The 16364-nt window shown below is 66.1% G+C and carries 14 protein-coding genes and 2 tRNA genes; 10 read left to right on the forward strand and 6 right to left on the reverse strand.

What is annotated here, in order from left to right:
- Positions 1–5: 5 nt before the first annotated feature.
- Complete coding sequence (gene serA / locus A5782_RS02050; protein ID WP_067094388.1) at positions 6–1592, forward strand: phosphoglycerate dehydrogenase; 1587 nt, start codon at positions 6–8, stop codon at positions 1590–1592.
- Positions 1593–1638: 46 nt separating this feature from the next.
- Entirely contained in the window at positions 1639–2649 is a 1011-nt protein-coding gene (locus A5782_RS02055; RefSeq protein WP_067094391.1) for a 3-isopropylmalate dehydrogenase, read from the forward strand.
- On the opposite strand, the gene A5782_RS02060 is transcribed toward A5782_RS02055, so the two are convergent.
- The gene (locus A5782_RS02060; RefSeq protein WP_067094395.1) at positions 2549–3853 is read right to left on the reverse strand and encodes an MFS transporter; all 1305 of its coding nucleotides are present in this window, start codon (positions 3851–3853) and stop codon (positions 2549–2551) included. The genes A5782_RS02055 and A5782_RS02060 overlap by 101 nt on opposite strands.
- Positions 3854–4054: 201 nt before the next feature.
- On the opposite strand from A5782_RS02060, the gene A5782_RS02065 reads away from it, so the two are divergent.
- The 4 genes from A5782_RS02065 (at position 4055) to A5782_RS02080 (ending at position 6711) form a co-directional block, all read left to right on the forward strand.
- Entirely contained in the window at positions 4055–4861 is an 807-nt protein-coding gene (locus tag A5782_RS02065) for a fumarylacetoacetate hydrolase family protein (protein WP_067094398.1), read from the forward strand.
- Positions 4858–6345 (forward strand): glutamate--tRNA ligase, encoded by a 1488-nt coding sequence (gltX, locus tag A5782_RS02070; protein WP_082942743.1) that lies wholly within the window; start codon positions 4858–4860, stop codon positions 6343–6345. The genes A5782_RS02065 and gltX overlap by 4 nt, the downstream gene beginning before the upstream one ends.
- Positions 6346–6493: 148 nt before the next feature.
- A tRNA-Gln gene (locus A5782_RS02075) sits at positions 6494–6565 on the forward strand.
- Positions 6566–6638: 73 nt separating this feature from the next.
- Positions 6639–6711: transfer RNA gene (locus A5782_RS02080), tRNA-Glu, on the forward strand.
- Between the two features lie 12 nt (positions 6712–6723).
- On the opposite strand, the gene A5782_RS02085 is transcribed toward A5782_RS02080, so the two are convergent.
- On the reverse strand, positions 6724–7236 hold the full coding sequence (locus A5782_RS02085; protein WP_067094404.1) for a pyridoxamine 5'-phosphate oxidase family protein: 513 nt from the start codon (positions 7234–7236) through the stop codon (positions 6724–6726).
- A gap of 117 nt (positions 7237–7353) precedes the next feature.
- On the reverse strand, positions 7354–8055 hold the full coding sequence (locus A5782_RS02090) for an IclR family transcriptional regulator (RefSeq protein ID WP_067094407.1): 702 nt from the start codon (positions 8053–8055) through the stop codon (positions 7354–7356).
- A gap of 85 nt (positions 8056–8140) precedes the next feature.
- On the opposite strand from A5782_RS02090, the gene leuC reads away from it, so the two are divergent.
- The 3 genes from leuC (at position 8141) to A5782_RS02105 (ending at position 11061) form a co-directional block, all read left to right on the forward strand.
- Positions 8141–9592: a 3-isopropylmalate dehydratase large subunit gene (gene leuC, locus A5782_RS02095; protein WP_067094410.1), complete on the forward strand. Its 1452-nt coding sequence runs from the start codon at positions 8141–8143 to the stop codon at positions 9590–9592.
- Positions 9593–9617: 25 nt separating this feature from the next.
- Entirely contained in the window at positions 9618–10214 is a 597-nt protein-coding gene (leuD, locus tag A5782_RS02100) for a 3-isopropylmalate dehydratase small subunit (protein ID WP_067094775.1), read from the forward strand.
- Between the two features lie 211 nt (positions 10215–10425).
- Positions 10426–11061, forward strand: coding sequence for an HU family DNA-binding protein (locus A5782_RS02105; RefSeq protein WP_067094412.1), 636 nt, complete (start codon positions 10426–10428; stop codon positions 11059–11061).
- Between the two features lie 123 nt (positions 11062–11184).
- On the opposite strand, the gene A5782_RS02110 is transcribed toward A5782_RS02105, so the two are convergent.
- The 3 genes from A5782_RS02110 to cofC all read right to left on the reverse strand — a co-directional run bounded on the left by A5782_RS02110 (position 11185) and on the right by cofC (position 15155).
- Positions 11185–12132 carry a bifunctional NUDIX hydrolase/histidine phosphatase family protein gene (locus A5782_RS02110; RefSeq protein ID WP_067094415.1) on the reverse strand — a complete coding sequence of 316 codons (948 nt, stop codon included), beginning with the start codon at positions 12130–12132 and terminating at the stop codon, positions 11185–11187.
- A gap of 85 nt (positions 12133–12217) precedes the next feature.
- Complete coding sequence (locus A5782_RS02115; RefSeq protein WP_067094418.1) at positions 12218–14404, reverse strand: RNA degradosome polyphosphate kinase; 2187 nt, start codon at positions 14402–14404, stop codon at positions 12218–12220.
- A gap of 88 nt (positions 14405–14492) precedes the next feature.
- Positions 14493–15155 (reverse strand): 2-phospho-L-lactate guanylyltransferase, encoded by a 663-nt coding sequence (cofC, locus tag A5782_RS02120; RefSeq protein ID WP_067094420.1) that lies wholly within the window; start codon positions 15153–15155, stop codon positions 14493–14495.
- Positions 15156–15322: 167 nt separating this feature from the next.
- On the opposite strand from cofC, the gene A5782_RS02125 reads away from it, so the two are divergent.
- Positions 15323–16357: an NAD(P)H-dependent glycerol-3-phosphate dehydrogenase gene (locus A5782_RS02125; protein WP_067094423.1), complete on the forward strand. Its 1035-nt coding sequence runs from the start codon at positions 15323–15325 to the stop codon at positions 16355–16357.
- The last annotated feature ends 7 nt before the right edge of the window (positions 16358–16364 follow it).

Raw genomic sequence — 16364 nt, forward strand, 5'->3', positions numbered from 1 at the left:
GCCGGGTGAATCTGCCTGTTGTACTCATTGCCGACAAGCTCGCCGAATCAACCGTCGCCGCCCTGGGCGACCAGGTCGAGGTGCGCTGGGTAGACGGCCCCGATCGGGAGAAGCTGCTGGCGGCCGTGCCGGAGGCCGATGCGCTGCTGGTGCGTTCGGCCACCACCGTCGACGCCGAGGTGCTGGCGGCGGCGCCCAAGCTCAAGATCGTCGCCCGCGCCGGGGTTGGCCTGGACAACGTCGACGTCGACGCCGCCACCGAGCGCGGCGTGCTGGTGGTCAACGCGCCGACGTCGAACATCCACAGCGCCGCCGAGCACGCGCTGGCGCTGTTGTTGTCCGCGGCCCGCCAGATCCCGGCCGCCGATGCCTCGCTGCGCGAGCACGCCTGGAAGCGGTCGTCGTTCTCGGGCACCGAGATCTTCGGCAAGACGGTCGGCGTTGTGGGCCTGGGCCGGATCGGTCAGTTGGTTGCCCAGCGGATCAGCGCCTTCGGCACCCACCTGATCGCCTACGACCCTTACGTGTCACCGGCGCGCGCAGCACAATTGGGCATCGAGCTGCTCACGCTGGACGAACTGCTGGGCCGCGCCGACTTCATCTCGGTGCACTTGCCGAAGACGCCCGAGACCGCGGGCCTGATCGACAAAGACGCGCTGGCCAAGACCAAACCGGGCGTCATCATCGTCAACGCGGCCCGTGGTGGCCTGGTGGACGAGGCGGCGCTGGCCGACGCGGTGCGCAGCGGCCACGTGCGCGCGGCCGGTCTGGACGTCTTCTCCAAAGAGCCGTGCACCGACAGCCCGCTGTTCGAACTGCCGCAGGTGGTGGTCACACCCCATCTGGGCGCATCGACCGAGGAGGCGCAGGACCGGGCCGGCACCGACGTCGCGGCGAGCGTGAAGCTCGCTCTGGCCGGGGAATTCGTTCCCGACGCGGTCAACGTCGGGGGCGGGGTGGTCAACGAGGAGGTGGCGCCATGGCTGGACCTGGTGCGCAAGCTCGGGGTGCTGGCCGCCACGCTCTCCGATGGCCCGCCGGTGTCGTTGTCGGTGCAGGTACGCGGCGAGCTTGCCTCCGAAGATGTTGAGGTGCTTAAACTTTCGGCCCTGCGAGGGCTGTTCTCGGCCGTCGTCGAGGGACCGGTGACGTTCGTCAACGCGCCGTCGCTGGCCGAAGAACGCGGCATCACCGCCGAAATCGGCGCCGCTTCGGAAAGTCCCAACCACCGCAGCGTGGTTGACGTGCGCGCGGTTGCGCACGACGGCACCACCGTCAACGTCGCCGGCACCTTGTCCGGGCCGCAGCTGGTCGAGAAGATCGTGCAGATCAACGGCCGCAACTTCGATCTACGCGCCCGGGGGATCAACCTGGTGATCAACTATGTCGACCAGCCCGGCGCGCTGGGCAAAATCGGCACCCTGCTGGGTTCGGCCGGGGTGAACATCGAAGCCGCGCAGCTCTCCGAGGACGCCGAGGGCCCGAGTGCGACGATCCTGCTGCGCCTGGACCAAGACGTGCCGGGCGACGTGCGGGCCGAAATCGGCGCGGCGGTGGGCGCCAACAAGCTTGAGGTGGTTGATCTGTCGTGAGCGCCGGCGACGATGCAAAGCGGAGCGATGAGGAGGAGCGGCGCCGATGAAGTTGGCGGTGATCGAGGGCGACGGTATTGGGCCCGAAGTCGTTTCCGAGGCCATCAAAGTCCTGGACGCGGTGCTGCCCGGGGTGGACAAGACCAGTTATGACCTGGGCGCGCGGCGCTACCACGCCACCGGCGAGCTGCTGCCGGACTCGGTCGTCGACGAGCTGCGCGCGCATGACGCCATTCTGCTAGGAGCCATCGGTGACCCGTCGGTGCCCAGCGGCGTCCTGGAGCGAGGCCTGTTGCTACGCCTGCGTTTCGAGCTCGACCATCACATCAACTTGCGGCCGGGCCGGCTGTATCCGGGAGTGAACAGCCCGCTGGCCGGCAACCCCGAGATCGACTTCGTGGTGGTGCGCGAGGGAACGGAAGGTCCCTACACGGGCACCGGCGGTGCCATCCGCGTCGGCACGCCCAATGAAATCGCCACCGAGGTAAGCCAGAACACCGCTTTCGGTGTACGCCGCGTGGTGGCCGACGCGTTCGAGCGGGCTCAGCGACGACGAAAGCACTTGACGCTGGTGCACAAAACCAACGTGCTGACTTTCGCCGGCAAGCTGTGGTCGCGCATGGTGGCCGAGGTGGGTGAGGACTATCCCGAGGTCGAGGTGGCGTATCAACACATCGATGCCGCGACCATCTTCATGGTCACCGACCCCGGTCGCTTCGACGTGATCGTCACCGACAACCTGTTCGGCGACATCATCACCGACCTGTCAGCGGCGGTGTGTGGCGGAATTGGCTTGGCCGCCAGTGGAAATATCGACGGCACCCGGACCAATCCCTCGATGTTCGAGCCCGTCCACGGCAGCGCTCCGGACATCGCCGGTCAAGGCATCGCCGACCCGACCGCTGCCATCATGTCGGTGGCGCTGCTACTCGCCCATCTCGGCGAGGACGCCGCCGCTAAGAGGGTGGACCGGGCCGTTGAGCAATATCTGGCAACGCGTGGGAACGAACGGCGCGCCACCACCGAAGTCGGCGAACGGATTGCTGCCGGGCTCTAGTTTCCAAGCCGGGCGGGAGCAGCCGCGTCGGCACCAGCGGCATTGCCGCCAGCGGGAACAACGCGCACAACATCCACGCCGGTGGATATTTCGCCGCCGAGATCAAGGCACCGAACAGCGGGGGGCCCGCGGCCGCCATCATCCGCTGGGTGGTGTTCTGAATGCCCAGGGCGCGACCGCTCCAGTACGGCCCGGCGAGTTCGGTGATGGCGGTCGCTTCCAGCCCGTTGTCGAGTACCGCGATCACCGAGATGGCGACCATCAGCCCCGCCTGCCACCGGGAATTCATGTAGTCGGCCCACGCCAGCAACAGCAGGGTGAGCACGGCGGCGGCCGCGATGTAGCGCACCGGCCGCATGCGTGAGCCGAGTCGATCCGACCAGCGGCCCACGGCGACGCGGCCGAGCGCGCCGAGCAGCTGCGAAAGGGTGACCAACCCGCCGGCGGCCGCGACCGACCAGTGCAAGTTGCGGATCAGCCACACCAGCATGAACGTCACGGTGACCGTTTGCGGCATCATCATCAGACCCGCCACGGCGTGAATTCGCCACAGCGTCAACGACCCTCGGTACGGGCTGGCGAGTTCCTGATCGCTCGCACTGGCGCGGGGTTTACGCGGCGGGTCGACGATTCCGACCACGCTCACGACCGCCCCGAACACGCACGCCAGCGCCGTGAACCGAAGACCGGCCCGCGGCCCGTGTTCGGCCAGTTCGGGAATTATCATCGCCCCCAAGGCGATTCCCAAGGGTTGCGCCGTCTGACGGATGCCCATGGCCAGCCCGCGCTGGTGTGGCGGAAACCAGGCGGACACCAGCCGTCCGCCGGCTGTGTTACAACTGGCGGCGGCCATACCGCCGAGAAACAGATAGACGGCGATCATCACCATCGAATGCGCCGACGCCGCGGCGTAGGCCGCAATTGCGGTCAGCGCCGAGCCGGTGGCCATCACCACCCGCTCGCCGACCCGGTCCAGCACGTATCCCCAGAGCACCAGCGTGACCACCATGCCCCAGCTGGGCATCGAGGCCAGCAGAGCTGCTTCGTCGAGCCGGATTCCGCGCACCCCTTGCAGCGACGGGATGAGGAAGGCGACGCCATTGATGAAGAGGAACGAACTTGCCGTTGCCAGCAGCGAAACGATCATGATCGACCAGCGCGCGCCCGTGCCGATTTTGGGCGTCGCGGCGGGGTCGATCTGCATTCCCCATGCTTGCATACCGGCGCGAAATTTAGGGGTAGGACTTGGGCCGTTGCCCGCTATTGGTGCCTCCCTACTCGGGCCGGATCGTGACGGCCCGCCACGCCCGGCTGCGCCGCGCTCGCGACCGTCACTCGGGCTGGATCGTGACGGCCCGCCACGCCCGGCTACGCCGCGCTCGCGACCGTCACTAGGCTCAACCAAATGCGCCTTGGTCGAATCGCCAGCCCGGACGGAGTCGCCTTCGTCAGCATCGAAGGTGAACTCAACGATCCAGCCGAGATGATCGCGCGCGAGATCGCCGAACATCCGTTCGGCACGCCGAACTTCACCGGCCGATCATGGCCGCTGGCCGACGTCCGGCTGCTCGCACCGATACTGGCCAGCAAGGTGGTGTGTGTCGGAAAGAACTACGCCGATCACATCGCCGAGATGAAGGATATGACCGGCCCCGCACCGGTGGATCCGGTGATATTCCTCAAGCCCAACACCGCGATCATCGGGACGAACGTGCCGATTCGGTTGCCTGCCAACGCATCACCGGTGCACTTCGAGGGCGAGCTGGCGGTAGTGATCGGCCGGCCCTGCAAGGACGTCTCGGCCGCCCAGGCGGCGGAGAACATCCTCGGCTACACCATCGGCAACGACGTGTCGGCGCGCGATCAACAAAAATCCGATGGCCAGTGGACCAGGGCCAAAGGGCATGACACCTTCTGCCCGGTCGGGCCGTGGATCGTCACCGACCTCAAGCCGCTGGACCCGGACGACCTGGAACTGCGCACCGAGGTCAACGGCGAGGTCAAGCAGCACAGCCGCACCTCGCTGCTGATCCACGACATCGGTGCCATCGTCGAGTGGATTTCGGCCGTGATGACCTTGCTGCCCGGCGACATCATCCTCACCGGAACGCCGGCGGGTGTCGGCCCCATCGAGGACGGCGACACGGTCTCCATCACCATCGAGGGCATCGGCACCCTCACCAATCCCGTGGTCCGTAAAGGAAAATCGTGACTGCACCAGCGCAAGCACAGCTAGTCCGGGTCCGATTCTGTCCCTCGCCCACCGGCACCCCGCACGTCGGAATGGTCCGCACGGCGCTGTTCAACTGGGCCTACGCCCGACACACCGGGGGCACCTTCGTCTTTCGCATCGAGGACACCGATGCGCAGCGCGACAGCGAGGAAAGCTACCTGGCGCTGCTGGACGCGCTGCGCTGGCTCGGTCTGGATTGGGACGAGGGGCCCGAGGTGGGCGGACCCTATGGCCCCTACCGCCAGTCGCAGCGCAGTGAGATCTATCACGACGTGGTGGCCTCGCTGCTGGAAGCGGGGGAGGCCTATTACGCCTTTTCCACGCCGGAGGAGGTCGAGGCGCGCCATGTCGCCGCGGGTCGTAATCCCAAGCTGGGCTACGACAATTTCGACCGGCACCTGACCGATTCCCAGCGCGCCGCGTTTCTGGCCGAGGGCCGCAAACCGGTGGTGCGGCTGCGGATGCCCGACGAAGACCTCGCGTGGGACGACCTGGTTCGCGGCACCACCAGCTTCGCGGCCGGGTCCGTGCCCGATTTCGCGTTGACCCGCGCCAACGGAGATCCGTTGTACACCTTGGTCAACCCGTGTGACGACGCGTTGATGAAGATCACCCATGTGCTGCGTGGCGACGACCTGCTGTCGTCGACCCCGCGCCAGCTTGCGCTGTATCAGGCGCTGATCCGGATCGGCGTCGCCGAGCGCACGCCGCAGTTCGCCCATCTTCCAACGGTATTGGGAGAGGGAACCAAAAAACTCTCCAAGCGTGACCCGCAGTCGAACCTGTTCGCCCACCGCGACCGGGGTTTCATCCCCGAAGGGTTGCTCAACTATCTCGCGTTGCTCGGCTGGGCCATCGCCGACGACCACGATGTGTTCAGCCTCGAGGAGATGGTAGCCGCGTTCGACGTGGTCAACGTCAACTCCAATCCCGCCCGCTTCGACCAGAAGAAGGCCGACGCGCTCAACGCCGAGCACATCCGGATGCTGGCGGTTGACGACTTCACCGCCAGGCTGCGCGACTATCTCAGCGTCCACGGCCATCGCCTCGAATTGGACGACGCCAGCTTCGCCGCCGCCGCCGACTTGGTGCAGACCCGGATCGTGGTGCTCGGTGACGCCTGGGAGCTGCTGAAGTTCCTCAACGACGACGAGTACGCCATCGACCCCCGGGCCGCCGCCAAAGAGCTGGGGCCGGACGGTGCCGAGGTCCTGGACGCGGCGCTGGCCGCGCTGGACGACGTCGCGGACTGGACCGCGCCCCAGCTCGAAGCCGCGCTCAAGGCCGCGCTCATCGACAAGCTCGGCCTCAAACCGCGCAAGGCGTTTGGCCCGCTCCGGGTGGGGGCTACCGGGACGACGATCAGCCCGCCGTTGTTCGAGTCGCTGGAGTTGCTGGGCCGCGACCGCAGTGTGCTGCGGCTGCGGGCGGCGCGCGAGATTGCCGGGCGGGACCCCCGTTGAGCAACGGGACCGCGCGTGCGGAGTGTGCGCCGAGACTTTGGTAGTCTGCACTGCGGTTTACAAAGGCCGACAACGGCTGGCGGCGGCGGACTCCAAAGAACTTATGAAAGCCCGCAATCGACGCTGACCAGCGGTTTTAGGCAGCCAATGGGGTATGGTGTAATTGGCAACACAGCTGATTCTGGTTCAGCCATTCTAGGTTCGAGTCCTGGTACCCCAGCAAAACTCTCCCGGCCTCAAGCGATTAGGTGGGCTTAGCGGGGTGAGATATGCTGACTGCTCGGATCGTGTCTGGCCCCGTCGTCTAGCGGCCTAGGACGCCGCCCTCTCACGGCGGTAGCGTGGGTTCGAATCCCATCGGGGCTACAAATATCGCAGTTACTGGTCGGTCCCCAGGACCGCCGGCGCGGTCGATCCGCCCACCGGCATAGCCGGCAAGCCGAGTTTGCGGTGATCCCACGAACGAGCCCGGCGGGCCACGATGCGAACGCAGACCCGCTTGTTCATCATCTGCTCGACGAACGGCTTCATGTCGTCGGTGTAGGGACCCGTGTAGCGCTCCCAGACGCTGACCCCCACCCGATGTGAGACATCGGGATCGTCGACGATCTCCGCGACGCCCTCGAAGGACACCCCGCGCAGTGTGTCGTAGGTGTGGCCGTCCTCGATCAGAAAGCTCACCCGCGCATCGCGCTTGAGGTTGATGGCCTTCTGCGACTTGGCCTTGGTCTCCAGCCAGATCTCGCCATCGACGACGGCGTACCACATGGCGGTCAAATGAGGCTGGCCATCGGCGCCGATGGTGGCCAGGGTGCCGGTGCGGCTCTTGACGACGAAATCGGCGATCTCGTCTTCGGACATGACGATGCTCGCGCGCTGATTGGTTCCCATGCCGGCCAGTCTGGCAGGCGGTCTGCGGTGACTGTGCACTGGTGGCGGTGAGCGTGCACCGAGGGCGACAAATTCCCGATTACGCCGCCCTGGACGCACACTCGCCGCCGGAACAGCTCAGAGCCGGCGGGTGAGTGCTTCGGCTGCGGACAGCAGATCGGCGGCCCAGCGCGCCCCCGGGCGTCGGCCGATCCGGTCGATGGGCCCCGATACGGAGATGGCTGCGACGACGGCGCCGCGGCTGTCGCGCACCGGCGCCGACACACTCGCCACCCCCGGCTCGCGCTCCGCGACGCTTTGGGCCCAACCCCGACGCCGCACTTCGGCCAGGGTTCGTTCGGTGAATTTCGCCGTCGCGAGAACCGCTTTCTGGGTGGCCGCGTCGCTGTGGGCCAGCAGCACTTTGGCCCCCGACCCGGCCGTCATCGGCAGTCGCGCCCCGATCGGAACCGTATCGCGAAGGCCGGCAGCGGGTTCCAGCGCAGCCACGCAGACCCGGTCGGTGCCCTCGCGGCGGTACAGCTGCACGCTTTCGCCGGTGGTTTCGCGCAACAGCGGGAGCACCGCGCTGCTGGCAGCCAGCAGTGGATCGTTGACATGGGCCGCGAGTTCGGTGACCGCCGGACCAAGCAGCCAGCGTCCTTCGTCGTCGCGCGCCAGCAGGCGATGGACCTCGAGGGCGGCCGCCAGCCGATAGGCCGTGGCGCGGGGCAACGAGGTCCGCTCACACAGTTCGGCTAATCCACAGGGTGATTGGGAGATCGTGTGCAAGATACCCACGGCTTTGTCCAGGACGCCGATACCGCTATGCTGTCTCACAAGGAGATACTAGCGTCTCGCATTCTGAGATCACAGCCCGAATGATCGGCGAGCCGCTAACGAGGCGAATTGAGGCGAGTTCGATATGGGAATCGACCAAGGGGCGGCGGGGGCCGCCACCAAACCGCGCACTCTGGCCGAAAAAGTCTGGGATGACCACGTTGTGGTGTCAGGCGGTGGCTCGGATCAAGGCGGGGCGCCCGACTTGATCTACATCGATTTGCACCTGGTGCACGAAGTCACCAGCCCGCAGGCTTTCGACGGTCTACGCCTGGCCGGCCGGCCGGTGCGCCGCCCCGATTTGACGCTGGCCACTGAGGACCACAACGTCCCGACCATCGATATCGACAAGCCGATTGCCGACCCGGTATCGCGGACCCAGGTCGAGACATTGCGGCGGAATTGTGCCGAATTCGGTGTGCGGCTATATCCGATGGGCGACGTCGAGCAGGGCATCGTGCATGTGGTCGGGCCGCAACTGGGCCTCACGCAGCCCGGAATGACGATCGTCTGTGGGGATAGTCACACCTCGACCCATGGCGCATTCGGCGCGCTGGCCATGGGAATTGGCACCTCGGAGGTCGAGCATGTGCTCGCCACTCAGACGTTGCCGCTGCGACCGTTCAAGACGATGGCGGTCAATGTCGACGGGCAACTGCCCGCCGGCGTGACGGCCAAGGACATCATTCTCGCGCTGATAGCCAAGGTCGGTACCGGCGGCGGCCAGGGCCATGTCATCGAATATCGCGGCAGCGCCATCGAATCGCTGTCGATGGAAGGCCGGATGACCGTCTGCAATATGAGCATCGAGGCCGGTGCCCGGGCGGGCATGGTGGCTCCGGACAAAACCACATTCGAGTTCCTGCGTGACCGCCCGCACGCCCCGCAGGGGGCGCAATGGGATGCGGCGATGCGTTATTGGCAGGACTTGCACACCGACCCCGGGGCCGAATTCGACACCGAGATCTACCTCGATGCCGCGTCGCTGACCCCGTTCGTGACGTGGGGAACGAACCCCGGCCAGGGCGTGCCGTTGGCCGACGCCGTGCCGGATCCCGAGTTGATGACCGACGACGCGCAGCGGCAGGCGGCTGAGAAAGCGTTGGCGTATATGGACCTTCGACCGGGCACTCCGATGCGCGACGTCGCCGTTGACACGGTGTTCGTGGGTTCTTGTACCAACGGTCGTATCGAAGACCTGCGGGTCGTCGCCGACGTGCTGCGTGGCCGCAAGGTCGCGTCCGGGGTGCGGATGCTCGTCGTGCCGGGCTCGATGCGGGTGCGCGCGCAGGCCGAAGCCGAAGGGCTGGGTGAGGTTTTCACCGCTGCCGGCGCTGAGTGGCGCCAAGCGGGCTGCTCAATGTGCCTGGGAATGAATCCCGACCAGCTTGCTCCAGGGGAGCGGTGTGCAGCCACGTCCAACCGCAACTTCGAAGGGCGCCAGGGTAAAGGCGGCCGCACGCATTTGGTGTCTCCGGGCGTTGCGGCGGCGACGGCAGTTCGCGGCACATTGTCTGCTCCCGCCGATTTGAGCTGACGTATTCGACTGTGAAGGGATGAGCATGGAAGCATTTCACACCCACACCGGTATCGGTGTGCCGCTGCGGCGCTCCAATGTCGACACCGATCAGATCATTCCGGCGGTGTATTTGAAGCGCGTCACCCGAACCGGTTTCGAGGACGGTCTGTTCGCCAGCTGGCGGTCGGATCCGTCATTCGTGCTAAACCTCAGCCCCTTTGACCGGGGGTCAGTGCTAGTGGCGGGACCCGATTTCGGGACGGGGTCGTCGCGTGAGCATGCGGTGTGGGCGCTGATGGACTACGGGTTCCGGGTGGTCATCTCGTCTCGATTCGGTGACATTTTCCGGGGCAACGCCGGCAAGTCGGGGCTGCTGGCGGCCGAAGTTTCCCAAGACGGTGTGGAGCTGCTCTGGAAGCTCATCGAGCAGAACCCCGGCTTGGAAATCACTGCCAATCTTCAAGATCGAAATATCACTGCGGGAACGACGGTGCTGCCGTTCAAGATTGACGACCACACCGCATGGCGACTACTCGAAGGACTTGACGATATAGCCCTTACGCTGCGAAAACTCGACGAAATCGAGTCATTCGAGACGGCGTATCCGGACTGGAAACCGCGTACTGTGCCCACCGCTTGAGTGGCCGAGCGAAGCCGATTTTCTGCTTGATCGGCTAACTAAACCCGGCCGATTTTTAACGCCCTCCACCGGTCAAGGGCGGCAACCGGATTGCGAAAACGTCGTACGCCTTGCCGTGAAATTGCGCGTGGCTCTTGGAAATTTGCTGGGTGAGGGTTTACCGTGTCCACTAGTTGGTTCAAATCGAGGACCACTAGCGTCGGAGGGATTGATGAACAAGGCAGAGCTCATTGATGTGCTCACAACTAAATTGAACACGGACCGTCGACAGGCGACCGCTGCGGTCGAGAATGTTGTCGACACCATTGTGCGTGCGGTACACAAGGGCGACAGCGTCACTATCACCGGGTTCGGTGTGTTCGAACAGCGGCGCCGCGCAGCGCGGGTTGCCCGCAACCCGCGGACCGGTGAGACGGTGAAGGTGAAGCCGACGTCCGTCCCTGCGTTCCGCCCCGGTGCACAATTCAAAGCGGTTGTGTCTGGCGCACAGCGCCTCCCGTCGGACGGCCCGGCCGTCAAGCGCGGTGTGGTGTCCGGTGGTGCGGCTAAGAAGACCGCCGCCAAGAAGGCTCCGGCCAAGAAGGCTGCGGCCAAGAAGGCTCCAGCCAAGAAGGCCGCGGCCAAGAAGGCTCCGGTTCGCAAGGCCGCGACCAAGGCCCCGGCCAAGAAGGCCGCGACCAAGGCTCCGGTTCGCAAGGCGGCCACCAAGGCTCCAGCCAAGAAGGCCACGACCAAGGCCCCGGCCAAGAAGGCCGCGACCAAGGCACCGGCCAAGAAGGCGGCGAGCAAGGCTCCGGCCCGCAAGGCTCCGGCCAAGAAGACGACCGCACGTCGCGGTCGCAAGTAGGCGGAGTCAAGTTCTAGACACGAATACCCTTCGGGCGGCAGCGGTGCCCCCGAAGGGTATTCGTGCGCTTAGCGACGGTCGCAAGCGCGGCGAGGCCGGGCGCAGCGGGCCGCCGCCATCACGCTAGGCCCGGACGTTGGCGGCCAGCGCACCGCCGATGTGGTCGGCGGCCACCAACCGGCCGTCTGACAGTGACAGCACCCAGGTGCTGCCCTTATGGTTGCGCGATTTGTCGGGCCGCACGCCGTCGCGCTCACACCACCACGCGATCAAGTCCGGAATCACCTTGCCCTGAGTGCAGACAACCGGCGTGTCCTGCTGCTCGGCGATATCCAGCATTCGGTGGCGGCCCCGTTTCGGGTTCTTGGCATAGGCCTCCTCGGTGAGGGTGGGCTCGTTGTGCACGGGCACACCCAAGTCCTCGGCAAGCGGTTCCACGGTCTGGTGGCAGCGGACCCGGTCGGCCGCATACACCTGTGTCGCACCGAAGGCCAGCAGCTGTGGAACCAGCGCCTCAGCCTGCGCGCGTCCACGTTTGTCCAGCGGCCGCTTGGCGTCGTCGCCGGAGAAACGCGATTTGCGGCCGGCCGTGCCGTGCCGGACCACCAACAGGGTTTGTGTGTCAGCGGGCTTTTTGTTGAAGTGGCGCAACACTTTTCGGTCTTGCGCATAATCCAGCTTCTGCATCGCCTCGGCGATCGGCAACCACAGCAATCCGTCGACTTCGTCACCCGGCACGAATTCGCCGCCGGTGGCTCGCGCCGTCCAGTAATAGACTTTTTTGACACCCTGGTCGATCGGGTAGCTCACCAGGTCGACCCGCCTGCCGAGGATGGCGCGCTGACCCGTCTCCTCGTGCACCTCGCGCACGGCGGCCACCGGGGCCGTCTCGCCGGGGTCCACCTTGCCTTTGGGCAGTGACCAGTCGTCATACCGGGGACGGTGAATGACGGCGATCTCGATGTCGTGGTCGCCTGCGTCGGCATTGCCCGGTCGCCACAGCACCGCGCCGGCGGCATAGACGACTCGGCTTCCGGAGCGCCGGGAAGTGGACGAATTATGGGTCGGCACCTCAACTCCTGCAGATCAATTCGGTCAGAGCCGCAAACTCAATCAGGATGCGGCCCGGAAAACAACCGGAAGTCACCGCACAGAGCTAGGGACTGCGATGGCGCTCCATCAACGATACTTGGTGGTCGCGCACGGTATGGCCTTCCTGTGGCGACGGGGTCCACTGCCCGTCGGCCCCCAATTCCCAGCACCGGGTGGACGGATCCAGTGCGGATTCGAACAATTCGTCCAGCTGCGCGGTGAGCTTGGGGTCCTTGACCTGAGCCAGCACCTCCACCCGCCGATCGAGGTTGCGGTGCATCATGTCGGCGCTGCCGATCCAGAATTCGTTGATGTTGCGGAAATGGATGATCCGCGAGTGCTCCAGGAAGCGGCCGAGAATCGAGCGGACGAAGACGTTTTCGGAGAAACCCTCGGCGCCCGGGCGCAGCGCGCAGATGCCGCGCACCACGACTTCGACCCGCACTCCGGCCTGTGACGCCCGGTAGAGCGCATCGATCACCTGCTCGTCCACGAGCGCATTCATCTTGAGACGGATTCGCCCATTTCCTCGTTCACGGTGCGCAGCGATCTCGCGTTCGACGCGCTCAATGATGCCGGCGCGAATTCCATGCGGCGCCACCAGCAGATTGCGGTAGGAGACCTTACGCGAATAGCCGGTAAGCGAATTGAACAAATCGGTGAGATCTGCGCCGATATCGGGGTTCGCCGTCAGCAGCCCGACATCCTCGTACAGACGGGCGGTCTTGCTGTTGTAGTTGCCGGTTCCGATGTGGCAGTACCGCCGAATCGCCGAACCTTCGCGGCGCACCACCAAGCAGGTCTTGCAGTGCGTCTTGAGGCCGACGAGCCCGTAGACCACATGCACCCCCGCTTGCTCGAGTGCGCGCGCCCAACGGATGTTGGCCTGTTCGTCGAAGCGCGCCTTGATCTCGACGAGCGCCACGGCCTGCTTCCCGGCCTCGGCCGCTTCGATCAGCGCCCGAACGATCGGCGAATCACCGGAGGTGCGATACAGCGTTTGTTTGATCGCCAGCACATTGGGGTCCGCGGCGGCCTGCTGAATGAAGCGCTGCACGCTGGTGGAGAAGGAGTCGTACGGGTGGTGCACCAAGACGTCGCCTTCGCGCAGCGTCGCGAAGATGCTCTTGGGAGATTCGCGGTCGGCGAAGGCGGGGTGGGTGTCCGGGACGAACGCCGGGTCCTTGAGCGCCGGCCGGTCCAGGTCGTAGATCTGCCACAGCGACGAAAGGTCGAGCAGGCCGGGGACTTCGATGACGTCACCGGGGTGCACGTCGAGTTCGCGCAGCAGCAATTCCAGCATGCCCTCGGTCATGTCGTCGGCGATCTCGAGCCGCACCGGCGGACCGAACCGCCGGCGCGCCAATTCCCGTTCCAGCGCCTGCAGCAGATCCTCGTCGCGATCTTCTTCGACTTCCATGTCGGCGTTGCGGGTGATGCGGAAAGCGTGGTGTTCCACGATTTCCATGCCCGGGAAGAGAAGAGGAAGGAAAGCCGCGATCAGTTCTTCCATCGGCAGGTAACGCACGATGGTCCGTCCGCCGTCCTCAGAGCGGAGGACGGCGAGTTCGACGAAGCGGTCCACGTTGTTGGGCACCTTGACTCGGGCGAAGTGCTGGCCGCCGTCCTCGGGCTGGCGCACCATGACCGCCAAGTTCAGGCTCAGCCCGCTGACGAACGGGAACGGGTGCGCGGGATCTACGGCCAGTGGCGTCAGGACGGGGAAGACCTGCTCGGTGAAATAGTTCGACAGTTCGTCGCGCTCGGCCTGATCGAGATCGGCCCACGTGACGAGGTGAATGCCTTCTTCGGCGAGTGCCGGGCGCACCGAATCGAGGAAGACCCGCGCGTGCCGGGTCGCGATGCGCTGAGTCTGTTCCCCGATGAGGGCAAGTTGCTTGCGCGGCGTCAAACCGTCGGCCGAACGGACCGACAACCCCATCTCGTCACGGCGTTTGAGGCCGGCAACGCGCACCATATAGAACTCGTCGAGGTTGGAGGCGAAGATCGCCAGGAACTTGGCGCGTTCCAGCAGCGGCAACGAGTTGTCGTCGGCCAGCGCCAGCACGCGGGCGTTGAAGTCCAGCCAGCTCAGTTCCCGGTTGAGGTAACGGTCCTCCGGCAGATCGGTCAGCGCGGACGGGGTCGCAGCCGGTGGTGCTGCCACGGCCGAGTCGCCTGAATGCCACAAATTCTCGTCGGGTCGCGCCTCAGCTTCGATTTCGGTCACCCTGCGATCATCGCTCATCACGCGCGGGTGCTGCTAGCGCTCGAGGGACATCCATTCGCCGTTGGGATGACGTTCACCCACCGGACAGATCTACCCGCGGCGATCGAAATCAGTGCGTCGCGATGGCTCGGGCCGTTGCTGCCCCCACCCCGAGGCGACGGGCGACGGCGAGGTCGGTAGGGGTGTCGACATCACACCGCAGGCCGGGCCAGGCGCCGGTCAGCTCGATTGCGCCCGAACTGCGGTGCCGCGCCGAGGAATCGGAACCGAATCGCGGGTCGAGCGGGCTTCCGAACGCAAACAGCGCCGCGGTGCCCGTCGCCAACCGGTCGGCGACGAAGCTGCGCCGGTGTTGGCGTGCGGCGGCGATCGCCTCGTTGAGCTCTTGAGTCTGCAACGCGGGCAAATCACCTTGCAGCACAACGACATTGGCGAAGGAGCTGCCCACCGCACGTTCCGCGGTGGCGATGGCGTTGTTCAGGGGATCGGGATGACCCTCGGGTGTCGGGTCGGCCAGCACATCGGCTCCCATATCGGTGGCCGCGGCGGCTGCGGCGGCGTCGGGCGTGATCACGGTGATCGAGCCCAGCGATCGGACCCGTCCGGCGGCGGTCAGGGTGTCCATCAACATGGCCAGTACCACGCTTTCCCGGGTGCGCGCCGAGAAGACCGGGGCCAGCCTGGTCTTGGCCGCGGCCAACTTCTTGACGGCGACGATCACGGCAACATCGCCCGCACCGTTGGCCGCACCGTCGGCTCGTATGCCGCTCATGAGATGTCATCCTGCCAGCGAGACCCCGCGGATGGCTCGCGAGCCGGGGCGATCGCGGCGTGGCGCAGGACATGCTGGCTCGCGTGACGCCTGGTCCGTCGCTGATCTAGGGTGTAGCGGCTGACGTGCCGCACGAGCAACGCCGACCGCGGACAGGGGGGTGGTACATGACCAGCACATCACCGGGCGCCGTCGCGATCATGGGTGCCGGGGCGTGGGGCACGGCGCTGGCCAAGGTGCTGGTCGATGCCGGGGGACCGGAAGCGGGGGCCACGCTGTGGGCCCGCAGACCCGAACTCGCCGAACGAATCAACTCCACCCGTTCCAATCCCGACTACCTGCCCGGCACGTTGCTGCCGCCGGGTATCCGCGCCACCGCCGACGCCGCCGAGGCCCTCCGCGATGCGTCAACGGTGCTGCTGGCGGTGCCGGCGCAGAAGCTGCGCCGCAACCTCGAGCGCTGGGTGCCCCTGATCCGCGAGGGAGCGACCCTGGTCAGCCTGGCCAAGGGCATCGAGCTGGGCACCTTGATGCGGATGAGTCAGGTCATCGTCTCGGTCACCGGAGTCGACCAGTCTCAGGTCGCGGTGATCTCGGGCCCGAACCTGGCCAGCGAGATCGCCGAATCCCAGCCCGCCGCCACGGTGGTCGCGTGCAGCGACTCGGGCCGGGCCGTCGCCCTGCAGCGCATGCTGAACAGCGGATACTTCCGTCCGTACACCAACAGCGATGTGACGGGCACCGAGATCGGCGGGGCCTGCAAGAACGTCATCGCACTCGCGTGCGGGATGGCGGTGGGTGTCGGGCTCGGCGAGAACACCACGGCGGCGATCATCACCCGCGGCCTGGCCGAGATCATGCGGCTGGGGATCGCGCTGGGCGCCAAGGGCGCGACGCTGGCCGGGCTGGCCGGAGTGGGCGATCTGGTCGCCACCTGCAGCTCCCCGCATTCGCGCAACCGTTCCCTGGGCGAACGGCTCGGCCGGGGTGCGACCATTCAGGAGGTTCTGGCCGGCACGCCCGACGGTGGCGACGGGCATGTCGTCGAGGGCGTGACATCCTGCGAGTCGGTGCTGGCACTGGCCGCCAGTTACGACGTCGAGATGCCTCTCACCGATGCCGTGCATCGCGTATGCCACAAAGGGCTGTCGGTCGACGAGGCGGTGGCCCTGCTCTTGGGCCGCAGGACCAAGCCCGAATAAAAGGCCG

It is taken from the genome of Mycobacterium sp. 852002-40037_SCH5390672 (assembly GCF_001665875.1).
Taxonomy (GTDB): domain Bacteria; phylum Actinomycetota; class Actinomycetes; order Mycobacteriales; family Mycobacteriaceae; genus Mycobacterium.

Bases quoted from the DNA above. Each gene is read 5' to 3' on its own strand.
- A5782_RS02055 (WP_067094391.1), top strand. From the start codon at position 1,639: ATGAAGTTGGCGGTGATCGAGGGCGACGGTATTGGGCCCGAAGTCGTT.
- A5782_RS02060 (WP_067094395.1), bottom strand. From the start codon at position 3,853: ATGCAGATCGACCCCGCCGCGACGCCCAAAATCGGCACGGGCGCGCGC.
- A5782_RS02065 (WP_067094398.1), top strand. From the start codon at position 4,055: ATGCGCCTTGGTCGAATCGCCAGCCCGGACGGAGTCGCCTTCGTCAGC.
- A5782_RS02085 (WP_067094404.1), bottom strand. From the start codon at position 7,236: ATGGGAACCAATCAGCGCGCGAGCATCGTCATGTCCGAAGACGAGATC.
- leuC (WP_067094410.1), top strand. From the start codon at position 8,141: ATGGGAATCGACCAAGGGGCGGCGGGGGCCGCCACCAAACCGCGCACT.
- leuD (WP_067094775.1), top strand. From the start codon at position 9,618: ATGGAAGCATTTCACACCCACACCGGTATCGGTGTGCCGCTGCGGCGC.
- A5782_RS02105 (WP_067094412.1), top strand. From the start codon at position 10,426: ATGAACAAGGCAGAGCTCATTGATGTGCTCACAACTAAATTGAACACG.
- cofC (WP_067094420.1), bottom strand. From the start codon at position 15,155: ATGAGCGGCATACGAGCCGACGGTGCGGCCAACGGTGCGGGCGATGTT.
- A5782_RS02125 (WP_067094423.1), top strand. From the start codon at position 15,323: ATGACCAGCACATCACCGGGCGCCGTCGCGATCATGGGTGCCGGGGCG.